Source organism: Streptomyces sp. NPDC001922 (assembly GCF_042891165.1).
Lineage (GTDB): Bacteria > Actinomycetota > Actinomycetes > Streptomycetales > Streptomycetaceae > Streptomyces.
Genome location: NZ_JBIASV010000013.1, coordinates 85121 through 105850, shown reverse-complemented (window position 1 = coordinate 105850; position 20730 = coordinate 85121). Strand labels below are relative to the sequence as shown.

At 74.6% G+C, this 20730-nt stretch carries 21 protein-coding genes; 10 read left to right on the top strand and 11 right to left on the bottom strand.

All coding sequences use genetic code 11. From position 1 onward, the window contains the following. Positions 1–246: 246 nt before the first annotated feature. The 7 genes from ACFYYR_RS24180 to ACFYYR_RS24150 all read right to left on the bottom strand — a co-directional run bounded on the left by ACFYYR_RS24180 (position 247) and on the right by ACFYYR_RS24150 (position 9242). Positions 247–1977 (bottom strand): bifunctional 3'-5' exonuclease/DNA polymerase, encoded by a 1731-nt coding sequence (locus ACFYYR_RS24180; protein ID WP_388857213.1) that lies wholly within the window; start codon positions 1975–1977, stop codon positions 247–249. A 172-nt stretch (positions 1978–2149) separates the two neighbouring features. After that, positions 2150–3265: a winged helix DNA-binding domain-containing protein gene (locus tag ACFYYR_RS24175; RefSeq protein ID WP_388857211.1), complete on the bottom strand. Its 1116-nt coding sequence runs from the start codon at positions 3263–3265 to the stop codon at positions 2150–2152. A 139-nt stretch (positions 3266–3404) separates the two neighbouring features. Continuing rightward, complete coding sequence (locus tag ACFYYR_RS24170; protein WP_388857208.1) at positions 3405–4811, bottom strand: MATE family efflux transporter; 1407 nt, start codon at positions 4809–4811, stop codon at positions 3405–3407. 5 nt (positions 4812–4816) lie between these two features. Then, positions 4817–5860: a cysteine synthase family protein gene (locus ACFYYR_RS24165; RefSeq protein WP_388857205.1), complete on the bottom strand. Its 1044-nt coding sequence runs from the start codon at positions 5858–5860 to the stop codon at positions 4817–4819. Positions 5861–5877: 17 nt separating this feature from the next. Beyond that, positions 5878–7248 carry a Y4yA family PLP-dependent enzyme gene (locus tag ACFYYR_RS24160; protein WP_388857202.1) on the bottom strand — a complete coding sequence of 457 codons (1371 nt, stop codon included), beginning with the start codon at positions 7246–7248 and terminating at the stop codon, positions 5878–5880. Further along, on the bottom strand, positions 7239–8228 hold the full coding sequence (locus tag ACFYYR_RS24155) for an ornithine cyclodeaminase family protein (RefSeq protein WP_388857199.1): 990 nt from the start codon (positions 8226–8228) through the stop codon (positions 7239–7241). Before ACFYYR_RS24155 ends, ACFYYR_RS24160 begins: the two co-directional genes overlap by 10 nt. A 27-nt stretch (positions 8229–8255) precedes the next feature. Beyond that, a complete protein-coding gene (locus tag ACFYYR_RS24150; protein ID WP_388857196.1) occupies positions 8256–9242 on the bottom strand; it encodes a TauD/TfdA family dioxygenase in 987 nt (328 codons plus the stop codon). A 321-nt stretch (positions 9243–9563) separates the two neighbouring features. On the opposite strand from ACFYYR_RS24150, the gene ACFYYR_RS24145 reads away from it, so the two are divergent. The 5 genes from ACFYYR_RS24145 to ACFYYR_RS24125 all read left to right on the top strand — a co-directional run bounded on the left by ACFYYR_RS24145 (position 9564) and on the right by ACFYYR_RS24125 (position 16328). Next, positions 9564–11093, top strand: a complete 1530-nt coding sequence (locus ACFYYR_RS24145; RefSeq protein ID WP_388857600.1) for an ABC transporter substrate-binding protein — start codon at positions 9564–9566, stop codon at positions 11091–11093. Continuing rightward, complete coding sequence (locus ACFYYR_RS24140; RefSeq protein WP_388857192.1) at positions 11078–12091, top strand: ABC transporter permease; 1014 nt, start codon at positions 11078–11080, stop codon at positions 12089–12091. The genes ACFYYR_RS24145 and ACFYYR_RS24140 overlap by 16 nt, the downstream gene beginning before the upstream one ends. Beyond that, complete coding sequence (locus ACFYYR_RS24135; RefSeq protein WP_388857189.1) at positions 12088–13134, top strand: ABC transporter permease; 1047 nt, start codon at positions 12088–12090, stop codon at positions 13132–13134. The genes ACFYYR_RS24140 and ACFYYR_RS24135 overlap by 4 nt, the downstream gene beginning before the upstream one ends. Then, entirely contained in the window at positions 13131–14804 is a 1674-nt protein-coding gene (locus tag ACFYYR_RS24130; RefSeq protein ID WP_388857187.1) for an ABC transporter ATP-binding protein, read from the top strand. Before ACFYYR_RS24135 ends, ACFYYR_RS24130 begins: the two co-directional genes overlap by 4 nt. Before the next feature lie 297 nt (positions 14805–15101). Beyond that, positions 15102–16328 (top strand): DUF2786 domain-containing protein, encoded by a 1227-nt coding sequence (locus ACFYYR_RS24125; RefSeq protein WP_388857597.1) that lies wholly within the window; start codon positions 15102–15104, stop codon positions 16326–16328. A 157-nt stretch (positions 16329–16485) separates the two neighbouring features. Here the strand turns inward: ACFYYR_RS24125 and ACFYYR_RS24120 are convergent, their stop codons facing one another. The 3 genes from ACFYYR_RS24120 to rpmB form a co-directional block, all read right to left on the bottom strand. Continuing rightward, the gene (locus ACFYYR_RS24120) at positions 16486–16887 is read right to left on the bottom strand and encodes a (2Fe-2S) ferredoxin domain-containing protein (RefSeq protein ID WP_388857184.1); all 402 of its coding nucleotides are present in this window, start codon (positions 16885–16887) and stop codon (positions 16486–16488) included. Positions 16888–17040: 153 nt separating this feature from the next. After that, positions 17041–17346 carry a 30S ribosomal protein S14 gene (gene rpsN / locus ACFYYR_RS24115; protein WP_351508834.1) on the bottom strand — a complete coding sequence of 102 codons (306 nt, stop codon included), beginning with the start codon at positions 17344–17346 and terminating at the stop codon, positions 17041–17043. Beyond that, a complete protein-coding gene (rpmB, locus tag ACFYYR_RS24110; protein ID WP_351508832.1) occupies positions 17347–17583 on the bottom strand; it encodes a 50S ribosomal protein L28 in 237 nt (78 codons plus the stop codon). Between the two features lie 51 nt (positions 17584–17634). On the opposite strand from rpmB, the gene rpmG reads away from it, so the two are divergent. The 5 genes from rpmG to ACFYYR_RS24085 all read left to right on the top strand — a co-directional run bounded on the left by rpmG (position 17635) and on the right by ACFYYR_RS24085 (position 19975). After that, on the top strand, positions 17635–17799 hold the full coding sequence (gene rpmG, locus ACFYYR_RS24105) for a 50S ribosomal protein L33 (protein WP_388857179.1): 165 nt from the start codon (positions 17635–17637) through the stop codon (positions 17797–17799). Positions 17800–17810: 11 nt separating this feature from the next. Then, a complete protein-coding gene (locus ACFYYR_RS24100; protein WP_388857175.1) occupies positions 17811–18065 on the top strand; it encodes a type B 50S ribosomal protein L31 in 255 nt (84 codons plus the stop codon). Beyond that, positions 18065–19246 carry a GTP-binding protein gene (locus ACFYYR_RS24095; RefSeq protein ID WP_388857172.1) on the top strand — a complete coding sequence of 394 codons (1182 nt, stop codon included), beginning with the start codon at positions 18065–18067 and terminating at the stop codon, positions 19244–19246. Before ACFYYR_RS24100 ends, ACFYYR_RS24095 begins: the two co-directional genes overlap by 1 nt. Before the next feature lie 112 nt (positions 19247–19358). Then, positions 19359–19613 (top strand): 30S ribosomal protein S18, encoded by a 255-nt coding sequence (rpsR, locus tag ACFYYR_RS24090; RefSeq protein ID WP_388857169.1) that lies wholly within the window; start codon positions 19359–19361, stop codon positions 19611–19613. 122 nt (positions 19614–19735) lie between these two features. After that, entirely contained in the window at positions 19736–19975 is a 240-nt protein-coding gene (locus ACFYYR_RS24085) for a DUF397 domain-containing protein (protein WP_351508823.1), read from the top strand. A gap of 30 nt (positions 19976–20005) precedes the next feature. Here ACFYYR_RS24085 and ACFYYR_RS24080 read toward each other — a convergent pair whose 3' ends face one another. Further along, positions 20006–20530 carry an ATP-binding protein gene (locus ACFYYR_RS24080; RefSeq protein WP_388857166.1) on the bottom strand — a complete coding sequence of 175 codons (525 nt, stop codon included), beginning with the start codon at positions 20528–20530 and terminating at the stop codon, positions 20006–20008. Positions 20531–20730: the final 200 nt, after the last annotated feature.

Sequence of the window (20730 nt, the reverse complement as noted above, 5' to 3'; positions counted from 1 at the left end):
CCGGGCGGGCCGGTGCCGCAGCGGGATCGCGGCGGGGGCGCGCCCCGCGGTCCGGCCGCGGGTGGACGCGGAAGACGTGTGCCCGGCAGCCCCGGGGGAGCCGCCGACCCGGCACGGGCCCGCCGTCCGTACCGGCACAGCGCCCGGGAGGCACGCGTACGGGCGGAGACCGACGGCCGTACGACGAACCGGTGCCGGCCGCACCCACGAGAGCCGGCACCGTGCACCCGGACGCCCGACGCCCGGTCACTTGGCGTCGGCGTAGCACCCCACCACCGCCGTGGTGAACGGGAACCGCACCGGAGTGTCGCCGAAGGCGATCCGGCCGGCCCGGTCGCCCGCGGCGCGGATGGCCTCGGTCACCGCCTCCGCCTCCTCCGCCGGGCAGTGCACGATCACCTCGTCGTGCTGGAAGAACACCAGTTCGGCGCGGAGACCGGACCGCGCCAGGTCCTGCCGCAGCGTGGCGAGCACGATGAGCGCCCAGTCGGCGGCGCTGCCCTGGACGACGAAGTTACGGGTGAACCGGCCCCGGGCGCGGGCGTCCCGGGAGGCGTACCCGTACGGCGACCCGTCGCCGTCCCGCACCGGGTCCTCCTGGGGCAACCCGGCCTCGCCGTCGTCGCCCGCGGCCGCCGGCGGGCAGGTGCGGCCCAGCCAGGTGCGGACGAGCCGCCCCTCCTCACCGGCCCGCGCCGCGTCGTCGACGTACCCGACGGCGTCCGGGAAACGGCGGCGCAGATCGGCGAGATAGGTCAGGGCGTTGCCGGACGTCTGTCCGTACACCGCGCCGAGCAGGGCGAGTTTGGCCTGGTCCCGGTCGCCGGAGAAGGCCCGGTGGGAGAGCGCGGTGTAGAGGTCTCCGCGGTGGCCGGCGATCTCCATCAGGCCGCGGTCGCGGGAGACCGCGGCGAGCACCCGGGGCTCCATCTGGTCGGCGTCCGCGACCACGAGCCGCCACCCGGGGTCGGCGACGACGGCCCTCCGGATCACCTTGGGAATCTGCAGCGCCCCGCCGCCGTTGGCGGTCCACCGGCCCGAGACGGTGCCGCCGGGCAGGTACTCAGGCCGGAACCGTCCGTCCCGGACCCAGGACTGGAGCCAGGCCCAGCCGTGTGCGGTGTGCAGCCGGTAGAGCTTCTTGTACGTCAGCAGATGCGGCACCGCCGGGTGGTCGATCCGCTCGAGCTCCCAGGCGCGGGTGGAGGACAGGGCGATGCCCTCGCGGGCGAAGGCGCGGATGATGTCGCCGGGCAGGTCGGGGCGGACCCGGACGCCGCCGAACGCCCGTGACACCTCGTCCGCCAGCTCGGCCAGCCGCCGCGGTTCCTGAACTCCCGGGTAGCGCTCGCCCAGCAGCCCGGCCAGCAGCTCTCGGTGCACGTCCGCGCGCCAGGGGATGCCGGCGCGGGTCAGCTCGGTGGCGACGAGGGTGCCGGCGGACTCGGCCGCGGTGAGCAGCCGCAGCCTCCCCGGGTGCGCCGCCTCCCGGTGCCGTCGCTGCTGGTCGGCGTAGACCTCCAGGAGAGCGGTCAGGGGGTCGGTGCCGGGCGGCAGTGGCACCGGGCCCGGCTCGAAGAGCGAGGGCTGCTGCTCCGCGGTCCGTACGGGCGGGTCCGCGGGCACGGGCAGCCGGTGCAACCGGGCCCAGGCGGCGGCGACGGAGCGCGGCTCGCCCCAGTGGCCTTCGTGCCCGGTGAGGAGCGCCTCGGCGGCCTCGACGTCGTAGCAGCGCTCCACCCGGACCCCCGCGTCGAGCAGCCGGGGGTGGAGCGCGGCCGTCGACCGCCAGACCCAGCGGGTGTCCGCGGGCCGGGCGCGCACGGCCGCCGCCGGGTCGGGGGCGGTGACGACGCCGCCCGCGGGGCGGCCCTCGTCGTCGAGCGGCACCATCCGGGCGCCCCCGTCGGCGCCCTCGGCCACCGCCCAGCGCGCCCCCGGAGGGCCGCCGTCCGCCGCCGCTTGCGCGCCGGTCACCGGTGTCTCCCCGCCGTCGGCAGGGCAGCCCGCACCGGGCGGCGGTGCGGCACCGGGCAGGTGCGCGGCACCGGGCGGTCCGCGGCCCCGCGGTGACGGTCGCTGGTCATGCGGCGAGTGTCCCAGGGGGGTCCGACACCGGGGGTACGACGGGCGCTCAGCCGTCAGCCCCTCAGACCCGCCGCACCCGCAGCTCCCTGACCTCCCCCGTGCAGCGCGCCAGATGGGCCGCCTCCGCCTCCAGGCCGTCCGCCGGGACCTCATCGCTCTCCGCGAAGAGCTGCACGTCCACCGTGCCGTCCACGATGTCCCACACCCCGGCGACCCGGCCCCGGTGGACGACCACGGGGGCGATCCAGCCCGCCGTCCGGCTCACGGCCTTGCGGCGGGAGGCGGGGACGACGCGGGGGTCGGCGGTGCCCGGTCCCAGGACGTACTGGTCGAAGCCGGAGAGCAGTCGGACCGCCTTCGACGGCTTGGTGCGGGCCAGGGCGTCCGCGTCCTCGGTGCGGATCCACGCGGGTTCCCCGTCGACGTCGACGGAAGTCAGCAGGTCGCCGGCCGCGGCGAACAGGCTCCGCAGCACCGCCTTCCGCGACAGACCGCGGATCAGCCAGGCGTCGAACGCCTCGGCCGTCGCCGGGCCGTGGGCCCGCAGATAGGCCGGGATCGCGGTGCGGGCCGCCTCCTCGGGCTCGGGGATGCCGCTCCAGCCCGGCACGTGGGAGCGGGGCGTGACGAAGGTGGTCCGGTTCCCCCGGTTCGGTCCGTGGCACAGCCGCCCGGTCCAGGCCAGGGGTTTGAGGACGGTTCCCCAGCCGGAGGTGAGCTGTTCGCGCAGCTCCCCGAAGCCGGGCCGGGCGACGACCGCCTCGGTCAGCTCCTGCCGGGTGAGGGCGTCGTCCCCCAGGATCTCCTCGACGGCGTCGCCCAGCGCCGTCATCTGCGTCGGCGTCACCCCGAAGCTCCGCTGCCAGGAGGGCTTCTCCCAGGTGCGGGCCGCGGCCAGCAGCGACTGGAAGGCGGCCATCTGCTCCGGCAGCAGCAGATGGAGCGTGCCCCGCATGGACCAGGTGCGGACCACCGTGCGGTCCGCGAGCGCCCGCTCCACGGCGCCGGGCCGGGGCGCGCGCCGCCGGGTGCCGATCGCCAGCTCGGCCGCCGAGGCCACCTGGGCCTGCACCCCGGCCAGCCGCCCCACGAGCTGCCGCACCGTCGACGTCGTGCGGGGCTCCAGGCTCTGCTGCCGCAGCCGCCAGGCGAGCACCTGCTCCTGGGTGACCTTCACCGTGCACGCTCCCGGTTCGTCCTCGACGGCACGGACCGGGAGGCCACGGCCCGCGGTACGCCGTCGTCCGGGACCGCCGCCGGCCGCGACCGGCGGACCACTCCCGGCCCGCCTCTCGATCCGCCTCTCGATCCGCCTTTCAGTCTGCCTCGCGGACGGCCGTCCGGGCGTCCGCAACCGGGGCGGGTTCCGGCAGCGCCCGGGAGAAGCGGCGCAGCAGCAGGACCGCGGTGGCGGTGAGGCCGGTGAACAGGCCGAACCAGGTGCCGAGCGTGTCCAGCCCGGCGAGGGTGCCGAGCAGCCAGCCCGCGGGCAGACCGATCAGCCAGTAGCCGACGAGGGTGATCCGGAAGCCGCTCTTGGTGTCGTCGAGGCCCCGGAGGAGCCCGACGCCGATGTTCTGCGCGCAGTCCGCGAACTGCATGACGGCGGCGACGAACAGCAGCCCGGTGGCGATCTCCAGGGCCTTGCCGCCGTCGTCGAGGAAGGGGCGCAGCACCAGTTCCGGCACGGCGACGTAGACCGCCGCGACCACGGCCATCACCCCGGCGCCGCAGATCAGCGCCGTGCGGGCGATCCGGCGGGCGGAGCCGGTGCGCCCCTGGGCCAGCTCCCGGCTCACCCCGAGGGAGGCGGCGTGGGAGAGGCCCACGGAGACCTGGAAGACGATGTAGACGAGCTGGTTGACGGCGGTGTGGGCGGCCAGCGCGGCGCTGCCGAAGGTGCCGACCAGCAGCGCGACCACGGAGAAGAAGCCCGCCTCGGAGCCGTAGGTGGCGGCGATGGGGGTGCCGAGGTTGAGCAGCCTGCGGAGGGTGGCGGGCCGGGCGGTCCCCAGGCGCAGGGTGAGCATCGGGGCCAGCTCCGGGTCGCGCCGCGCGGAGGCGTACAGCGCGACGAAGGAGAGCAGGTAGACGGTGGAGGTGGCGACGCCGATGCCCGGGAGGCCGAGCTCCGGGAACACCCACAGGCCGTGGATGAGCGCCCAGTTGAGGGCGGCGTTGACGGCGACCGAGCCGAGGGTGATGCGCAGCAGGGCCTGCGGGCGGCGCATGCCGACGGTGAACTGCCGGATGGCCTGGAACCACAGGCAGGGGACGAGGCCGGGCGCCAGCGCCAGCAGCACCGGCCGCATCCGGTCGATGACGACCGGGTCCTGGCCGAGGAGCACCACCGCCTCGCCGATCAGCACCATCAGCACCGCGCCAACGACCCCGGCCAGGGTGGCCAGCGCCATGGCGGCCCGGACGAGATCCCGGACCTCCTCGCGGGATTCGTCCGGGTCGCTGTCCTTGCGGGCGGAGGCGGCCGCGACCTGGTTGCCGACGGCGGTGACCAGGCCGACGCCCATGGTGCGCAGCTGGTTGAAGATGACGACGGCGAGGCCGCCGGCCGCCAGGGCCTCCACCCCGAGCAGGCCCATCATCACGGTGTCGGTGGTGGTCAGGGCGACCTGGGCGAGCTGGGTGAGGGCGAGTGGCACGGCCAGGACGGCGAGTTCGCGGCTGTCGCGGCGCAGTGTGGCGAGGGGAGTGGAGGTGGGCATGGCGTTCAGTTCCCGCGGAGTTTGGTGAGCATTTCGTCGACCTCGCGCTCGACGGCGGGATCGATCAGGCTGCGCTGGTTCATCCAGGCGTCGTCGAAGACGGTGTCCAGGTACTTCTCCCCGCCGTCGTTGATCAGAGCGACCATCGTGGTGCCGGGCGGCAGCGAGGGCAGCCGGGTGAGCGCCTCGTGGACGACGCCGCCCGCGGAGCCGCCGATGAGCAGCCCGGTCCGGGCGGCGACCACCCGGGCGGTGGCGAACGCCTCGACGTCCCCGACCTTCACGCCCTCGTCGATGAGGTCGAAGTCGACCAGCGCGCCGATCGTGGCGCCCTCGGGGGTGCCGGTCCCCGACTGGTAGTAGTCGTGCGCGGGCCCGCCGAAGGCGATGGATCCCTTGGGCTCCACGCCGACCGTGGTCACGCCGGGGACCCGTTTCCGCAGCTCGCGTGCGGTGCCGCAGAGCCCGCCGCCGGTGCCGACCGCCCCGACCAGGACGTCGATCCGGCCGTCGAGGGCCTCGTCGAGCTCGTGGGCGACCGGGTAGTACCCGACGGCGTTGGCCGGGTTGTTGTGCTGTTCGGTGAAGACGGCGTTGCCGCTCTCCGCCGCCATGCGCTCCGCCAGCTCCTCGCGGGCGGCGGTGGCGAGCTCCTCGGTGCCGTCGTCCACGACGTACACCAGCTCGGTGCCGAGGGCCTTCATGCCGCGCAGCTTGTCCTGGCAGGCGTGGTGGTCGACGATGGCGGTGAAGCCGTAGCCGCGCTCGGCGGCGATCACGGCCAGTCCGAGGCCGGTGTTGCCGGAGGTGGACTCGATGATCCGGCCGCCCGGCCGGAGTTCGCCGCGTTCCTCGGCGTCGAGCACCATCTCCCGGGCCATCCGGATCTTGGCGGTGCCGGTCGGGTTGTACATCTCCAGCTTCAGCAGCAGCCGGCTGCCGGTCTCGGTGCGGCAGAGCTCGAACAGCGGGGTGTACCCGATGAGGTCGGAGACGCGGCTGACGACGGCGGGCCGGGCGAGCGCACGGCGTTCGGGGGTGGCTGACATGGGGAACTCCCGGGGGGTCAGGAGGACGGGTGCCGGTCGAGACGCCAGCGCGGGCGGTCCCCGCCGCGGTCGATCACGACCTTCGGCGGCAGGGGCAGGTCGTGGAAGGGGGATTCGTTGGAGTCCATCTGGTAGCCGGCGGTGTTGGGATAGACGAGAAGATCGCCGATCGCGGGCCGCGCGGGGAAGCCCACTTTGCGCCAGGTGAGCATGTCGGACTCCAGACAGCTCGCGCCGCCCACACAGGCCGGGAACGGGCCCTGGCCACCGATGCGTTCACTCCTGCCCGCACCGGGCACGAGCACCGGATCGGGCAGGAACTCGCTGTTGAACCACTGCTCGCTGAGGCTCAGGCTGGTGCCGTCCACGGTGACGATGCCGTACTCCCGCTCCTTGACGCCCTGGACGCGGAAGACCGTGCAGCCGGCCCCGTCCAGCAGCGCCCGGCCCGGCTCCAGCAGCAGCCTCACGCCCGCCGCCCGCAGCAGCGCGGCGAGCGGCTCCGACGCCCCGGCGGGCCGGGCGGCCAGCACCGCCCGCAGCGCGTCGGCCCCGGCAGTGGGCGAGTGGTACGGGTAGAAGTCGGCGAAGGTCTTGTCGGCGTGGAAGTGCTCGGGGCGCTGCTCGCGGGTGAAGCGGTCCCAGGCGTCGGCCGGCACATAGTCGACGGCGAAGCCGCCGCCGATGCTGATGCGGTCCGCGGGCAGGCCGAGTTCGCGCGCCCGGCGGCAGTGGCCGAGCAGCTCCCCGGCGAGGTCGGCGCGCGGCTGCACGGCGTATCCGGACAGATGGAAGCTGAAGCCCTCCATCCGCACCGCGCCGGCCGCGTCCCGGCAGCGGAGCAGCGCGGCGGCCAGCTCGCGGTCGTCGAGGCCGAACCGGCTGTCCGGCTGCGCCGGGGGTCGGCGGCGCAGCAGGAGCCGGGCCGGGCGCAGCGCGGCCCCGAGGCCGATGACGCGCTCCAGCTCGTCGGGTGCGTCGACGGCGATCAGGGAGCCCTGGAGGACGGCGGTGCGCAGGAGTTCGCCGGCCTTGGCGGGGCCGGTGACGACGATGTTCTCGCCGCGCACGCCGTGTCCGAGGGCCTCCCGCAGCTCACCGGCGCTGGCCACGTCCACCCCGGTGCCGGAGACCGCGCAGCGCTCGATCCAGGCGGCGGCCTTGTTGGCCTTCTTCGCGTAGTGGAGGTGACCGTCGGTGCCGGCCTCGTCGAGCACGGCCCGGAACGCGGCGGTGTTGGCGTCGAAGCGGTCCGGCAGCAGGACGTGGAACGGCCCGCCGAAGGCGTACGACAGCTCGTGCAGCAGGTCGCCGCCGAGCAGCGCGGTCAGCTGCGGGTCGTCGTGCGCGGGGAGGGAGAGCCCCGCGGCGGCGGTGGTCACTGCCACAGGGCCACCTCCGTGCCCAGGCCCTGGGCGATGGCCAGTTCGGCGAAGCGGTGGCCGAGGGCGATGTCGGTGACGACGAGTCCGCTGTTGTAGGCGAAGATCCGCTCGGCCGGGTCGGTGCGGCCCCGGGCGCGTCCGGCGATCACGGCGGGCAGTTCGGCGTGGACGTCGGGGAAGGCGCCGTCCGCGTCCGCCATGTCGGTGCCGGTGACCTTCATCTGCGCGGCGCTGGTCGCGACGACCCGGTCGGCCCGGTGCAGGGTGGACGGCTGGATGCCGTGCCCGACCAGGACGGTCAGCGCCCCGGGCTTCAGCCAGTCCGCCTCGATGGCGGCGGGCGTGGCGGGGCCGGCGGTGGCGAGGACGATGTCGGCCTCGGCCGCCGCGCCCCGCAGATCGGTGACGACCTCCAGCTCCCGGCCGGGGGCATGGGTTTCGAGCTGTTCGCGGACCGCGCGGATGCCGTCGGGGTGGGTGCCGGAGAGCAGCAGCCGGTCGAGGCCGGGCAGCGTGGTCAGCAGGAACGGCAGCGCGAGCCGCCCCTGCGTGCCGGTGCCCACGACCAGCGCGGTCCGGGCGTCCGGCGGGGCGCACTCGCGGGCCAGCAGCGCGGAGACCGCGGGGGTGCGCAGCGAGCCGATCCGGCCGCAGTCCATCATCGCGACGGGCAGCCCGGTGGTGTCGTCGTAGAGGGTGAGGGACGTGTAGTAGTGCTGCCGGTCGCGGTCGAGCTTCAGCCCGTGCTTGTAGGAGGTCTTGACGGCGACGACCTCGCGGGCGCCGTCGCGGCCGAGCATGGCGTACGCCACCGAACGGCCGTCGTCGGGTTTGACGGTGAGCTTGGGCGGGGTGACCGACGAGCCGTCGGCGAGGGCCCGGTAGGCCTCCTCGACCACGGAGACGACGTCGGTCAGACCTATCTCCAGGCCCGCGATGTCACTGGTGCTGAGGATGCGCAGGGTCCGGTCGGACTGCGGCACGGTGAACTCCTGACGGGAGGACGGCGGTCAGACGGGGGCGACGACGGCGGCCTGGCCGTAGCCGTGTTCGTGCTCTTCGGCGCCCGGGCGGGTACGGCGGCCGGGCACGCGGACCGAGGCCCGCTTGAGCCAGCGGTCGGTGCCGTCGTAGCGGGCGCGGAACGGCACCCGGCCGTGCACCACCACGTCGTTGTCCACGACGAGGATCTCGCCGGGCGACAGGCTCACCGGCACCGAGACCCGGGCCAGTTCCTCCTCCAGCCGGGCGTAGGCGGCGCGGTGCTCCTCCGGCGCGCGCTCGACGGGTGTGTAGGCGGGGTCGAAGCGCAGCGTCAGGCCGTCCTCGGAGCGGTACAGGGTGGGGACCTCCGGCGGCTCCTCGGTGCTGGCCTGCGCCTCCGTGTACGAGTCGTCGGGCAGGATCGGCAGCACGGGGCGGGCCAGCAGGTCGACGTCCCCGTCGGGGAGTTCGGTCCGGCGCACGCTGGCCGCGGTGGTGGCGATGTTGTCGTGGTTGCGCATGCAGCCGAGCATCAGCAGATGGGCGCGGCCGGGGTGGAAGGCGTCCTCGGTGTGCGGGCTGAGCAGCACGGTGCTGCTGGCGCCGGTCTGCTCCGCCTCGTGCCCGGGCGAGGGCACGATGTTGTGGACGAACCGGCCGTCCTGCTGCCCCTCCCAGGCGATCGGGCGGCCCATCACGGTGGCGAGCAGCAGCAGGGTGACGTCCCAGACCGCTCCGGCGTCGCCGGCGGTGGACCAGTGGGCGGGGGTGGGGCCGACCGTGTCGTCCTGCACGGTCAGGCCGCGCAGGACGTAGACCCCGTCGGGGGTGTCGCAGGGGCGGCAGAGCCGACGGATGCGCTCGCTGAGACCGGCGGCGCGTTCCGGCAGGCGTTCGAGGAGTCGGGGTGAGGTCGCGGAGCCGGACTCCGCGAGCAGTGCTTCCGCGGTACGGGTGAGTTCCGCGGCGGAGTCGGCATCCAGCTGACGTACGGGTGCGGCTCCCGTGTCCATGGCGAATCCGTCCGTTCGTTGGGGAGTTTGGGCGGCTGCGGACATGGCAAAGCCCACCTGCGGGGGTGCAGGCGGCGAGGTGGAGGGGAACATCGGCGGTCGACGGCTCGCCAGAACGTACCAATGTGCGAACCAGTTAGGCAAGGCTTGCCTAATATCCGGCGGAGCTGAGCTGATCAGTGTCGCATCAACTTTCCTGCCGTACAAGGAAATTGGACGATCACTTGCATGCTTGCCTGAAATTAGGATAGGCAACCCTCAGTGCACTGATGTACAGCGCGACCAGTGAGCGAGGACAGCGTGGATCTGACGAGGCGACAGATGCTTCTGGCCGGCGGCGGCATCGGTGCGGCGGCGCTGCTGAGCGCCTGCGAGGGCAGCGACCCGGCCCCCGGCGCGGCCGGCAAGGGCTCCGGCACCCCCAAGTCCGGCGGCACCCTCCGGGTCGGCGCGCTCGGCCGGGCCAACGCCATCACCCGTGACCCGCACGGCTCTCAGGCCAACGAGAGCGACTACCTCATCATCAGCCTGATCTACGACACCCTCACCGTGCCCGGCGCGACGACCAACACCGTCGACCGGCTCGCCAAGAGCTGGAAGGCCGACAAGGACCTCAGGACCTGGCGGTTCACCCTCGCCGAGGCCGCCACGTTCCACGACGGCACCCCGGTCACCGCCGAGGACGTCGTCTGGTCGCTGCGCCGGCTGCGCGGCACCCCGTCCGGCGCCTCCCGGCTCCCCGGCATCAAGGCCGAGAACATCCGGGCCGAGGGCAAGCACACCGTCGTCCTGGTCTCCGACTACGCCAACGCCGAACTGCCGCAGCTCACCCGGCTCACCACCTTCGTCCTCAAGAAGGGGACGAAGGAGAAGGAGCTGGCCGGGGCGCCCGGCACCGGACCGTTCAAGCTCGACTGGTTCCGCGGCGGCAGCGCCCGGCTGGTCCGCAACGACGACTGGTACGGCGGCCGGGTCCACCTCGACGCGATCGAGGTGAAGATCTTCGAGAGCCCGCAGGCGATGGCGAGCGCCCTGCTCGCCGGCCAGATCGACCTGGCCTCCAACGCCGGGGCCGTCGCCGCCCGCACCGCCGAGTCCCGCAAGGACATCACCGTCGTGCGCCGCCCCGACGACATGGCGATGCCCATCGTCATGCGCACCGCCGACGGCCCGTTCGCCGACCCGAAGGTGCGGGAGGCGCTGCGGCTCGCCGTCGACCGCAAGGCCATGGTCAAACAGGTGCTCAGCGGCTACGGCCGGGTGGCCAACGACGTCATGGGCACCGGCGACCCGGCCTACGCCAAGGACCTCCCGCAGCGCACCCGCGACCTCGCGAAGGCCAAGAAGCTGCTGAAGGAGGCGGACTTCGACCTCGGGAAGACCTACGTCCTGCACACCACCGAGGACGTGCCCGGCCTCGCCGAGACCGCGACGCTCTTCGCCTCCCAGGTGCGCGAGGCCGGGGTGAAGGTGAAGGTCGTGAAGCAGGAGTCGGCCGCGTTCTGGGACAAGACCTGGCTCAAGGGCGACCTGTACACGACCTACTGGGGCACCAACGACTCGGTGGTCTTCTTCGCCAGCAAGACCATGTACTCCGAGGCCGGCACCAACGAAGCGGGCTGGGACGACAAGGAGTTCGACGCCGCCTACAAGAAGGCCGTGCGCACCGCCGACGCACGCGACCGGGCGAAGGTCCTGCACGAACTCCAGGAGATCCAGCACGAGCGGTCCGGCTATCTGCTGTGGGGCGTGGCCGACGGCATCGACCTCGCCGCGCCCGCCGTCCGCGACCTGCCGAAGCTGCCCGGCTACGGCCGGGTCCAGCTCGAGCGGACATGGCTGGACCGCTGAGCGCCGACGCACCGGCCGGCGGCGCGGCCCTGCCGCCCCGCCCGGCCGGCCGGATCCTCGCGGGCGCCGCGCTGCGCTTCGGCGGACTCCTGGCGCGGCGGGCCCTGCTGCTCGCCGCGCTGCTCGCCGCGGTCTTCGCCGCCGTGGAACTGCTGCCCGGCGACGCCGCCGACGCGACCTCGGAACGCGGGGAGACCGCCGCCGACACCACCCGGCGGCGGGCGCTCCTCGGCCTGGACCGGCCGGTCGCCGAGCGCTTCCTCGACTGGATGACCGCGCTGCCCACCGGCGACCTCGGCACGTCCGCGCGCGGCGAGCGGGTCGCCGACCTGCTCGCCGGGCCGTTCCCCAACACCCTGCTGCTGGGCGGCCTGGCCCTGCTGCTCACCGTCGCCGTGTCGGTGGGGCTCGGCTGCTGGGCCGCGCTGCGGCCGGGCGGCGCGGTGGACCGCACGGTCTCCGCCACCGCCACCGGCATCCTCGCGCTGCCGGAGTTCGTGGTCGCGGTCGCCCTGGTGCTGGTCTTCGCCCTGTGGACGGGACTGCTGCCGGCCGTGACCACCGCGGACGCCGACGGGTCGCCCGCCACCGCCGCGATGCTGGTGCTGCCGGTCCTCGCGCTCGCCGTGCCGCAGATCGGCTGGAACACCCGGATCGTCCGCGCCGCCCTCGCCGACGAGGCGAAGGCCCCGCACGTGGAGACCGCCGTCCTGGACGGCCTGGCCCCGCGCCGGGTCCTCGTCCACCACCTGCTGCCGGGCGCCCTGCCCGCCATCGCCACCGGCTTCGCCACCTCGACGGGCATGCTGCTCGGCGGCGCCGTGGTGGTGGAGACGGTCTTCAACTACCCCGGGATCGGCGCCGTCCTGGCCGGCGCCGTCGGCGACCGGGACACCCCGGTCATCGCCGGTGTGGTGATGGTGACCGGCGCGGTGATCACCTGTGTACTGCTGCTCGCCGATCTGGTGCGGGCCCGAGCGGCCGGAGGACGCATATGACGGGGGAGTCCCGGGACGGGAGCCGGGCGGCGGCCGTGGATCCATCGGTCCCGGACGGGCCGGGGCCGGACGAGGCGGCTGCGGACGGGCCGGTCACGGACGGGTCGGTTGTGGACGGGCCGGCCACGGATGGGCTAGCCACGGAAGGGCCGGTCGCGGAGGGGGCGTTCACGGACGGGCCGTTCAAGGGCGGGCCGTTCGAGGGCGGGCCGGTGCCGCGCCCCGGCCGCGGGGCCGTCCGCCGTACCGTGCTGCGCACCGTCCCCGCCGTCCTGCTCACGGCTGTCGCCGTCGCGGGCCCGTGGCTAGCGCCGCACGCCACCGACCGGCCGGTCACCGCCCCGTACGCGCCGCCCGGCACCGACGGGGCGCTCCTCGGCGGCGACCAGCTCGGCCGGGACATCCTCAGCCGGCTGCTCGCCGGCGGCCGGGAACTGATCGGCACCTCCCTCGTCGTCGCCCTCCTGGTGACCGGGCTCGCGGCACTGCTCGGCACGGCCGGCGCCCTGCGCCCCGCCCTCGGGCGCGCCGTCGAGCGCACCGCCGACGTGCTGATGCTGCTGCCGGCCGTCCTCGGCATCCTGCTCATCACCCTGTCCTGGCCGGACGGCGGACGCAGCGCGGTGATCACCGCGGCGGTGGCGCTCGGCGTCCCGTACGCGGTGCGGCTCGTGGCCGGTGCGGCCGCGCCCGTCGCCGCCACCGGCTACGTCGAGGCGGCCGTGGCCGGCGGCGAACGGCTGTGGCACCTGGTGATCCGCGATGTGCTGCCCAACCTCCGCGCCACCCTGCTGGTGCTCTTCGGGCTCCGCTTCGTCGCCGCCGTCTACCTCGTCGCCACCGCCGGCTTCCTCCAGGTCGGCCCGCAGCCCCCGGCCGCCGACTGGGCCCTGATGATCCGGGAGAACGCCCCCGGGATCCTGCTCAACCCCTGGGCCGTCGTGGCCCCCAGCATCGCCATCGGACTCCTCGCGATGAGCGTCAACCTCGCCGCCGACGCCCTGGCGCCGCGGACCGGACGGAAGGCGGTGCCGGTCCTGTGACCCGTGGCGAGGCCGTGGACCTGACCGCGGAACCGGGGACGGCGGACGGCGCTCCGGACGTCGCCGTCGACGTCAGCGGGCTGACCGTGACCGCCGACAGCGGCGGCGTCCTGCTCACCGACGGCACCCTGCAGGCCCCGCCCGGCCGGGTGGTGGCGCTCACCGGCCCCTCGGGCTGCGGAAAGACCACCCTGCTGCGCGCCGTCGCCGGAGCCCTGCCCGCGGGGACGGCCCGGACGGCGGGCACCGTGCGGGTGCTCGGCCGGGACGTCCTGGACTGCTCCCCGGACCGGCTGCGCGACCTGCGCCGGCACCACATCGCCTACCTGGGGCAGGACCCGGCCTCGGGGCTCAACCCCCGGATGCGGGTGGGCGGGCTGCTCGCCGAGACCGCCCGGGACACCACCCGCCCCGCGCTGCTCGCCCTGCTCGACGAGGTGCGGCTGCCGGCCGTGCCGCAACTCCTCCGGCGCCGCCCGCGCGAGCTGTCCGGCGGCCAGCAGCGCCGGGTGGCCCTGGCCCGCGCGATCGGCCGCCGCCCACGGGTCCTGCTGCTCGACGAGCCGACCGCGGGCCTCGACGCCGCCCTCCGCGACGAGATCGCCGTGACCCTGCGCCGGCTGGCCGCCGACCACCGCCTCGCGGTGGTGCTCTCCTGCCACGACCCGGAGCTGGTCGGGCAGTTGGCGGACGACGTGGTGGAACTGGCGCCGCCGCCCGCCCGGACCGCGCTGCCCCGCACCGCGACAGCCTCCGCCGGGGGGCCGGGGGGTGTGGTGCCCTCGGCGGTCCCGTCCTCCGCAGCCGCCCCCGAAGCCTCCCCGGCCTCCTCCACCGACGCACCGTCCCTTGAGGCCTCGTCCTCTCACGTCCCGTCCTCCCAAGCCCCATCCGCCGAGTCCGCGTCGTCCGCGGCGTCCGCAGGCCCGGAGCCGACGCGTCGCGGCCTGTCCGCCCGCGGCCTGACGGCGCATCTGGGCGCCCGCCGGACCCCGGTGCTGCACGGGGTGGACCTGGAGGTGCCGCCCGGCGCGTCCGTGGGCGTGGTCGGTGCCTCCGGTGCGGGCAAGACGACCCTGCTGCGCACGCTCGTCGGGCTCCAGCGGGCGTCCGGCGGCTCCGTCCTGCTGGACGGCGACGAGCTGCCCGCGGGCGCCCGCGCCCGCACCCGGGAACAGCGCCGCCGCATCCAGCTCGTGCCCCAGGACCCGATGGGCGCGCTCAACCCCGCGGTCACGGTGTCGTCCGCCCTGGCCCGCCCGCTGCGGCTGCACCGGCGCTGCGAGCGCCGGGCCGTCCCGGGCCGGGTCGCCGAGCTGCTGGAACGGGTCGGCCTCGGGCCCGAGCACGCCCGCCGGCTGCCGCACGAGCTCTCCGGCGGGCAGCGCCAGCGGGTGTCGATCGCCCGCGCGCTGGCCGCCGAGCCGGACGTCCTGGTCTGCGACGAGGTGACCTCGGCGCTCGACCGGGACACCGCGGACGCGGTGATGGACCTCCTGGTCGGGCTGCGCGCCCAGGGGCTGGCCCTGGTACTGGTCAGCCACGACCTGCGCCTGGTGGCGGAGCGGACCGGCACGGTGCTGGTGCTGCACGACGGCCGGGTGATCGAGAGCGGCCCGACGGCCCGGGTGCTGGAGGATTCGGGGACGCGGGCGGCGGCGGGCGGCTGACGGCAGCCGGAGCGGCGGCGGGCGGCTGACCGGGGTCGGGGGCTGCTGACGGGACCCCGGCCCCGGCCGACGGGGCGACGGGCCGACGGGGCGACGCCCGTCCGCACCGGCCCGGGAGAGGCGGGTTCAAGCGTTCCCTCGCCAGGATCAGTGGCCTCTCGCCGGGATCAGCCGCCTCTCGCCAGGGATCAGCGGCTCCTCGCCGGGGAACAGCGGCCCCTCGCCGGGGATGGCGCGACAGCCCTTAGCCTGTGCCGGGTGGGCAGAGAGCGGCAGGACACACAGGGACCGGACCGGATCGTCGAGGACGTCCTCGGGCGGGTGCTCTACGCGTCCGCACCGGACGCCGACGACGCGGTGGAGGCCGGGGCCTCGCTGCTCGCCGCGGACGCCGGACAGTGGCCGGCGGTCGGCCGGGTCCTGCTGCGCCGCGCGGAGCAGCTCGTGCGGCAGGCCTGGGAGCGGGGCTGGCAGCCGGCGGACGTGGTGCGCATGGCCCGGCGCACGGCCCCCGACGACGCCCGGCCGACGCGGCTCGCCGTCGACCTGATCGCGGCCGAGGCACGGCGCTACGCCCCCGGCGCACTGGACCCCCGCTGGGAAGGACAGCTGCGGGAGCTCGGCGCCGAGGCGTGGTGGACCGCCGACGACCGCTTCCTGACGGAGCTCGGCGGCCGGGAGGCCATGGACCGTTTCCCGCTGGCCGAGGCACTGCTGGACGTGCTGCGGCTGCTCTTCGGGCTGCCGGCGATCGAACCGGTCGGCCCGGTGCCCGGCACCTCCGGCCGCCGGGCCACCGCGACCGCACCCGCGTCCGCCGCACCGTCCGGCACCGCCGGCGAGCCGAAGATGCTGGGCCGGATCCGGGCGCTGCTGGCCAAGGCGGAGGCCACCGACTACCCGGAGGAGGCGGAGGCGCTCACCGGCAAGGCCCAGCAGCTGATGGCGCGGCACAGCATCGACGAGGCGCTGCTCGCGGCGGGTGCCGGGGCCGGCCCGGAGGGCGCCCCCGAAGCCGTCCGGATCGGTGTCGACCGGCCCTACGAGTCGACCGGGGCGATGCTGCTGGACGCCGTCGCCGAGGCCAACCGCTGCCGTGCGGTGTGGAACGAGGACCTGGGATTCTCGACGGTGGTCGGCTTCGCGACCGACCTGGAATCCGTCGAGCTGCTGTACACCTCGCTGCTCGTGCAGGCCACGGCGGCCATGACCCGGGCCGAGGCGGGCCAGCGCACCGCCGGACGGAAACGGACCAAGACCTTCCGGCAGTCGTTCCTGCTCGGCTACGCGAACCGGATACGCCAGCGGCTCAGCGCCGCGACCGAACGCACCGTGGCCGAGTCCGCCACCGAACTCGGTGAGCGGCTGCTCCCGGTGCTCGCCGCCCGGGACGTCGCGGTCGCGGGGGCGGCCGAGCAGATGTTCCCGGTCACCACCCGCCACTCCGTCCGGGGAGCCCGGGACGTGCAGGGCTGGCACGAGGGCACCGCGGCGGCGGACCGGGCCTCCCTCGGCGGGCGCTGACGGGACGTCGCTAGGCAACGCCCGCGGCCCACCCCGGGGTTCCCCGCCATCTCAGGCCCGCGCCGGCTCCCGTCCTCACCTCAGGCCGGGCCTCGCCCCCGTACCGTCCACAGCCGGCCGCCCTCAACTCCGCCCCGCCCTCAACTCCGTCCCGCCCTCAGCTCCGTACCGGCTTCGGCGGCGGGACGAACTGCAGCGTGAGCGTGGCCGGCGGCTCCGCCTCCCCGGGCCCGCCCGCGGCGACCCAGGAGAGGATGTCGTCGGTGCAGTCGTCGTCCATGGCGAAGCCGATCCAGGTGGCCCGGCCGCCCTTGCGCCGCCCCTCGGCGGACGGCTGCACGACCACGATGTTCGCCTGGGCGCAGGGCCCCAGGCAGTCCGTGGTGCGCACCGACAGCCGGCCGCCGGACTCCGCGGCCGCCGCCTCCAGGCGCGCCAGTTGCCACCGGTGGTCGGCCGTGGGGTGCTTGCGCTCGTTGCCGCAGCAGCACCCCCGGCAGACGACGACGGTGCAGGGGCGGGCGGCGTAGGCCCGAACGGGAACTCCGGAGCGCGTCACAGGGACCGATCGTACGGCCCGGCCCCGCCCGGCCACCGGGGGCGTCCGCACACTCCGGCCATGATCGGCGAACCGCCGGAACGGCGGCGAACCGCCCGGAACGGACGGACCGCGGCGCACCGGCCCCCGGTGCCCCCGCGGTCCGCCGTCCGGCTACCAGCTGGCCTTGCGGACTCCCGGCAGGAAGCCGGCGTGCGCCTGTTCACGCATCCGCACCCGGGAGAGGCCGAAGGCCCGCAGGTGGCCGCGGGGCCGTCCGTCGACGGAGTCGCGGTTGCGGACCCGGGTGGCGCTGGCGTCGCGCGGCTGGCGGCGCAGCTCGCGCTGGGCGGCGAAGCGTTCCTGCTCCGGGGTCTCCGGGTTGCGGATGACCGCCTTCAGCAGCGCCCGCCGGGCGGCGTACCGGGCGACGACCGCCCGGCGCTTCTCGTTCTTCGCGATCTTGCTCTGCTTCGCCATTCAGATCCGCTCCCCACGGGCCCGGATGCGGGCCACGGCCTTCTCGATGCCGAGGGTGTCCACCGCCTTGATGCCCTTGGCGCTCAGGGTGAGCCGGACGTGCCGGCCCTCGCTGGGCAGCCAGTAGCGCTTGCGCTGGATGTTCGGGTCGAACCGCCGCCGGGTGCGGCGGTGGGAGTGGGAGACGTGGTTGCCGAAGCCCGGCTTGCGGCCGGTCAGCTGGCAGTGGGCGGACACAGCTCAGAACCTCCTAATGAAAATGGAAACCATTTCTGTATAGTAGACCCCATGGCCCGCAACGAACTACGCCCGGTGATCAAACTCCGGTCCACCGCCGGCACCGGGCACACCTATGTGACCCGCAAGAACCGCCGCAACAACCCCGACCGGCTGGAGCTGCGCAAGTACGACCCGGTCGCCGGCCGGCACGTCACCTACCGCGAAGAGCGCTGAGGAGGAGCGAGATGAAGCCCGGCATACACCCCCCGTACCACCCCGTCGTCTTCCGTGACAGCGCGGCGGACTTCGCCTTCCTCACCCGGTCGACGGCGACCAGCGACAAGACCGTCGAGTGGGAGGACGGCAACACCTACCCGGTGATCGACGTCGAGATCTCCTCGGCGAGCCACCCCTTCTACACGGGCAAGGTGCGCGTCCTGGACACCGCCGGCCGCGTCGAGCGGTTCGAGCGCCGCTACGGCAAGCGCGGGGACCGCTGATGGCGGCCCGCGACGGGCGGCTGCCGGTGGTGCTGGTCGGCGGACTCCACACGGAGGCCCGCAAGGCCGCCGTGGACCGGCTGCTGCACGCGGTGCCCGGCAGCGTGGCGCTCCACCACGACCTCGCGACCGCCGGGGCCGGCACCGTCCGGCGCACGGTCCGGGACAGCGGCGGGGTGCTCGGCACCGGCGAGGCCCCGCTGGTCAACGACTGCGCCTGCTGCGCCCTGAGGGAGGATCTGGTCCCCGAGCTGGAGCGGCTCTCCGACAGTGGGCTGTGCCGGCTGGCGGTCGTCGAGCTGTGGGACTCCGTCGAGCCCAAGGCCATGGCCGAAGTGGTCGCCGCGCACAGCGGCGAGGCGCTGCGGCTCACCCAGGTGATCACGGTGGTGGACCCGGCGCTGCTCGTGCCGTATCTGAGCTGCGGCGACGACCTCGCCGAGGTGGGGCTCGCGGCGGCGGCGAGCGACCGGCGCACGGTGGCCGACACCTGGGCCCGGCAGCTCGAATATCCGCCGGTGCTCGTCGTCGCACCCGCCGGCGACGGTCCGGACGGAGCCGCGGAGGGGACGGATCCGGCGGACCTCTCGCTGCTGGCCCAGCTCCACCCCACCGCCCGTCGGGTGCCGGTGGACTCCGCGGAGCTGGCAGACGTCGCGTTCGCGGGCTTCGACGTGGAGGCGGCGGCCGCCCGTCAGTACCCGGCCTGTGCGCTGCTGCCCCAGGAGGCCGACGAGCACGGCGTCACCACCGCGGTGTGGCACCGCACCCGGCCCTTCCACCCGGAGCGGCTCTACGCCGCGCTGGAGGACCTGACCTGCGCGGCGGCCCGCAGCCGGGGCCGGTTCTGGCTCGCCGACCGGCCCGACACCCTGCTCTCCTGGGACGCCGCGGGCGGCGCGCTCTGCGTCGAGGACACCGGCCCCTGGCTGGCCTCGCTCCCCGACGCCGCCTGGGAGATGGTGCCGCCCGTGCGGCGGGCGGCGGCGGCGCTGGACTGGGACCCCGACCACGGGGACCGCGCCCAGCACCTCGTCTTCACCTCGCCCGGACTCGACCGCGACGGACTGCTCGAACTCCTGGAGTCCTGCCTGCTCACCGACGCCGAATACGCGGCGGGGCAGGAGGCGTGGAAGCAGCTCCCGCCGGCATTCGACTCGTTGCTCGACCCCGTTTCCTGACCCGCCGTGCCGGTTCCGGGGAACACCCTCCGCCGCGGAACACCGCCCTCCCGCGGGGAGGTCCGCACCCCGGAAAGCAACCGTCCCCCACCTGAGGAAAGGCCCGTATCCGATGTCCCGCCGTCCCGAAGCCCGCCGTCCCGAATCCCGCAGGAATGCGAAGCCCCGTCCGAACCCCCTGGACGCGGCCGGCATCACGTACATCGACTACAAGGACACCGATCTGCTGCGGAAGTTCATCTCCGACCGGGGGAAGATCCGCAGCCGCCGGGTGACCCGTGTCACGGCGCAGCAGCAACGGCAGCTCGCCCGTGCCGTCAAGAACGCCCGCGAGATGGCGCTGCTGCCGTACTCCACCGGGAAATAGCCGCCGGACGCACCCTGTGCAGCGTCTCCGACAACCCCTTGTGCACGTGCATATGCTCATGCAGGGGCACATGAACCAGGTTATGATCCGGGGAAATTGCCTCTGCGTCCCGGGAGCGTCCTGTGCACCACCCGTACAACGGTATGGCGGCAAAGGACCTGCACGGAGTCGTCTGGCTGAAGAGCCGGCACAGCAACTCCCAGGGCGCCTGCGTGGAGATGGCCAAACTGCCGGACGGCGGGGTGGCGGTGCGCAATTCGCGTTTCCCCGACGGGCCCGCGCTCATCTACACCCCCGCCGAGGTGGACGCGCTGCTGCGCGGGGTCAAGGACGGGGAGTTCGACCACCTCGCCGCGGAGTGACCCGCGTAGACCTCGCACGGAATGTGGCGTTCAGACGGCCAGGGCGTTCCGCCGGGCCGTCGCCGGGAGGTGGAACATCGCCCAGACCACCTTGCCGTGCAGGGTGCCCGCGAGCGGGTGCCAGCCCCAGCTGTCACTGAACGCCTCGACGAGGTACAGCCCGCGCCCCGACTCCGCGGAGCAGTCCGGATCGTCGGCGGAGATCTCGCCGGCGACCGGGCTCGTCTCGCTCGGGTCCCGCACGGCGCAGACCAGGCGGGACGTCCAGCGCATCAGATGCAGCCGGACGGCGGGTTCGGGCGCCGCCGGACCACTGCCCGGGAGGGCGTGCCGGAGGGCGTTGGTGACCAGTTCCGACACCACGAGCGCCACGTCGTCGAAGCAGTCGCTCAGCTCCCACCGGCCGAGCGCGGCCTCGGTGAACCGCCGGGCCCCGCTGACCGATTCGTAGGCGCCGGTCAGTGCGCAGGACACCGAACTCGACACGGACACGGGGTCGATGGGAGGGAGGCCCTGCCGTAACGGCGCGAACATGGTCGATCCTTGGGTCCCCATGCGAGGCACTCCTGGCCCTATAGGAATCGGTCAAGGCGGCGTGCTGGTGCTCCTGCACCATGGTTCCCAAAGCACACGGCAGATGCAAGGGCAAATGCACGTGCACGTAGAGAAGTTGGGGGGACAGAGGCGGTTTTTTCCGCATTCCTCCCCACGGCTGGATCCAGAGCCTCTGCGGGCAACTTCCCGTCTGTGTAACC

Excerpts from the sequence above, each read along its gene's own strand:
- ACFYYR_RS24135 (WP_388857189.1), top strand. The coding sequence starts at position 12,088 with ATGACGGGGGAGTCCCGGGACGGGAGCCGGGCGGCGGCCGTGGATCCA.
- ACFYYR_RS24145 (WP_388857600.1), top strand. The coding sequence starts at position 9,564 with ATGCTTCTGGCCGGCGGCGGCATCGGTGCGGCGGCGCTGCTGAGCGCC.
- ACFYYR_RS24100 (WP_388857175.1), top strand. The coding sequence starts at position 17,811 with ATGAAGCCCGGCATACACCCCCCGTACCACCCCGTCGTCTTCCGTGAC.
- ACFYYR_RS24150 (WP_388857196.1), bottom strand. The coding sequence starts at position 9,242 with ATGGACACGGGAGCCGCACCCGTACGTCAGCTGGATGCCGACTCCGCC.
- ACFYYR_RS24165 (WP_388857205.1), bottom strand. The coding sequence starts at position 5,860 with ATGTCAGCCACCCCCGAACGCCGTGCGCTCGCCCGGCCCGCCGTCGTC.
- rpsN (WP_351508834.1), bottom strand. The coding sequence starts at position 17,346 with ATGGCGAAGCAGAGCAAGATCGCGAAGAACGAGAAGCGCCGGGCGGTC.
- ACFYYR_RS24080 (WP_388857166.1), bottom strand. The coding sequence starts at position 20,530 with ATGGGGACCCAAGGATCGACCATGTTCGCGCCGTTACGGCAGGGCCTC.
- rpsR (WP_388857169.1), top strand. The coding sequence starts at position 19,359 with ATGTCCCGCCGTCCCGAAGCCCGCCGTCCCGAATCCCGCAGGAATGCG.
- rpmG (WP_388857179.1), top strand. The coding sequence starts at position 17,635 with ATGGCCCGCAACGAACTACGCCCGGTGATCAAACTCCGGTCCACCGCC.
- ACFYYR_RS24140 (WP_388857192.1), top strand. The coding sequence starts at position 11,078 with ATGGCTGGACCGCTGAGCGCCGACGCACCGGCCGGCGGCGCGGCCCTG.
- ACFYYR_RS24095 (WP_388857172.1), top strand. The coding sequence starts at position 18,065 with ATGGCGGCCCGCGACGGGCGGCTGCCGGTGGTGCTGGTCGGCGGACTC.
- ACFYYR_RS24170 (WP_388857208.1), bottom strand. The coding sequence starts at position 4,811 with ATGCCCACCTCCACTCCCCTCGCCACACTGCGCCGCGACAGCCGCGAA.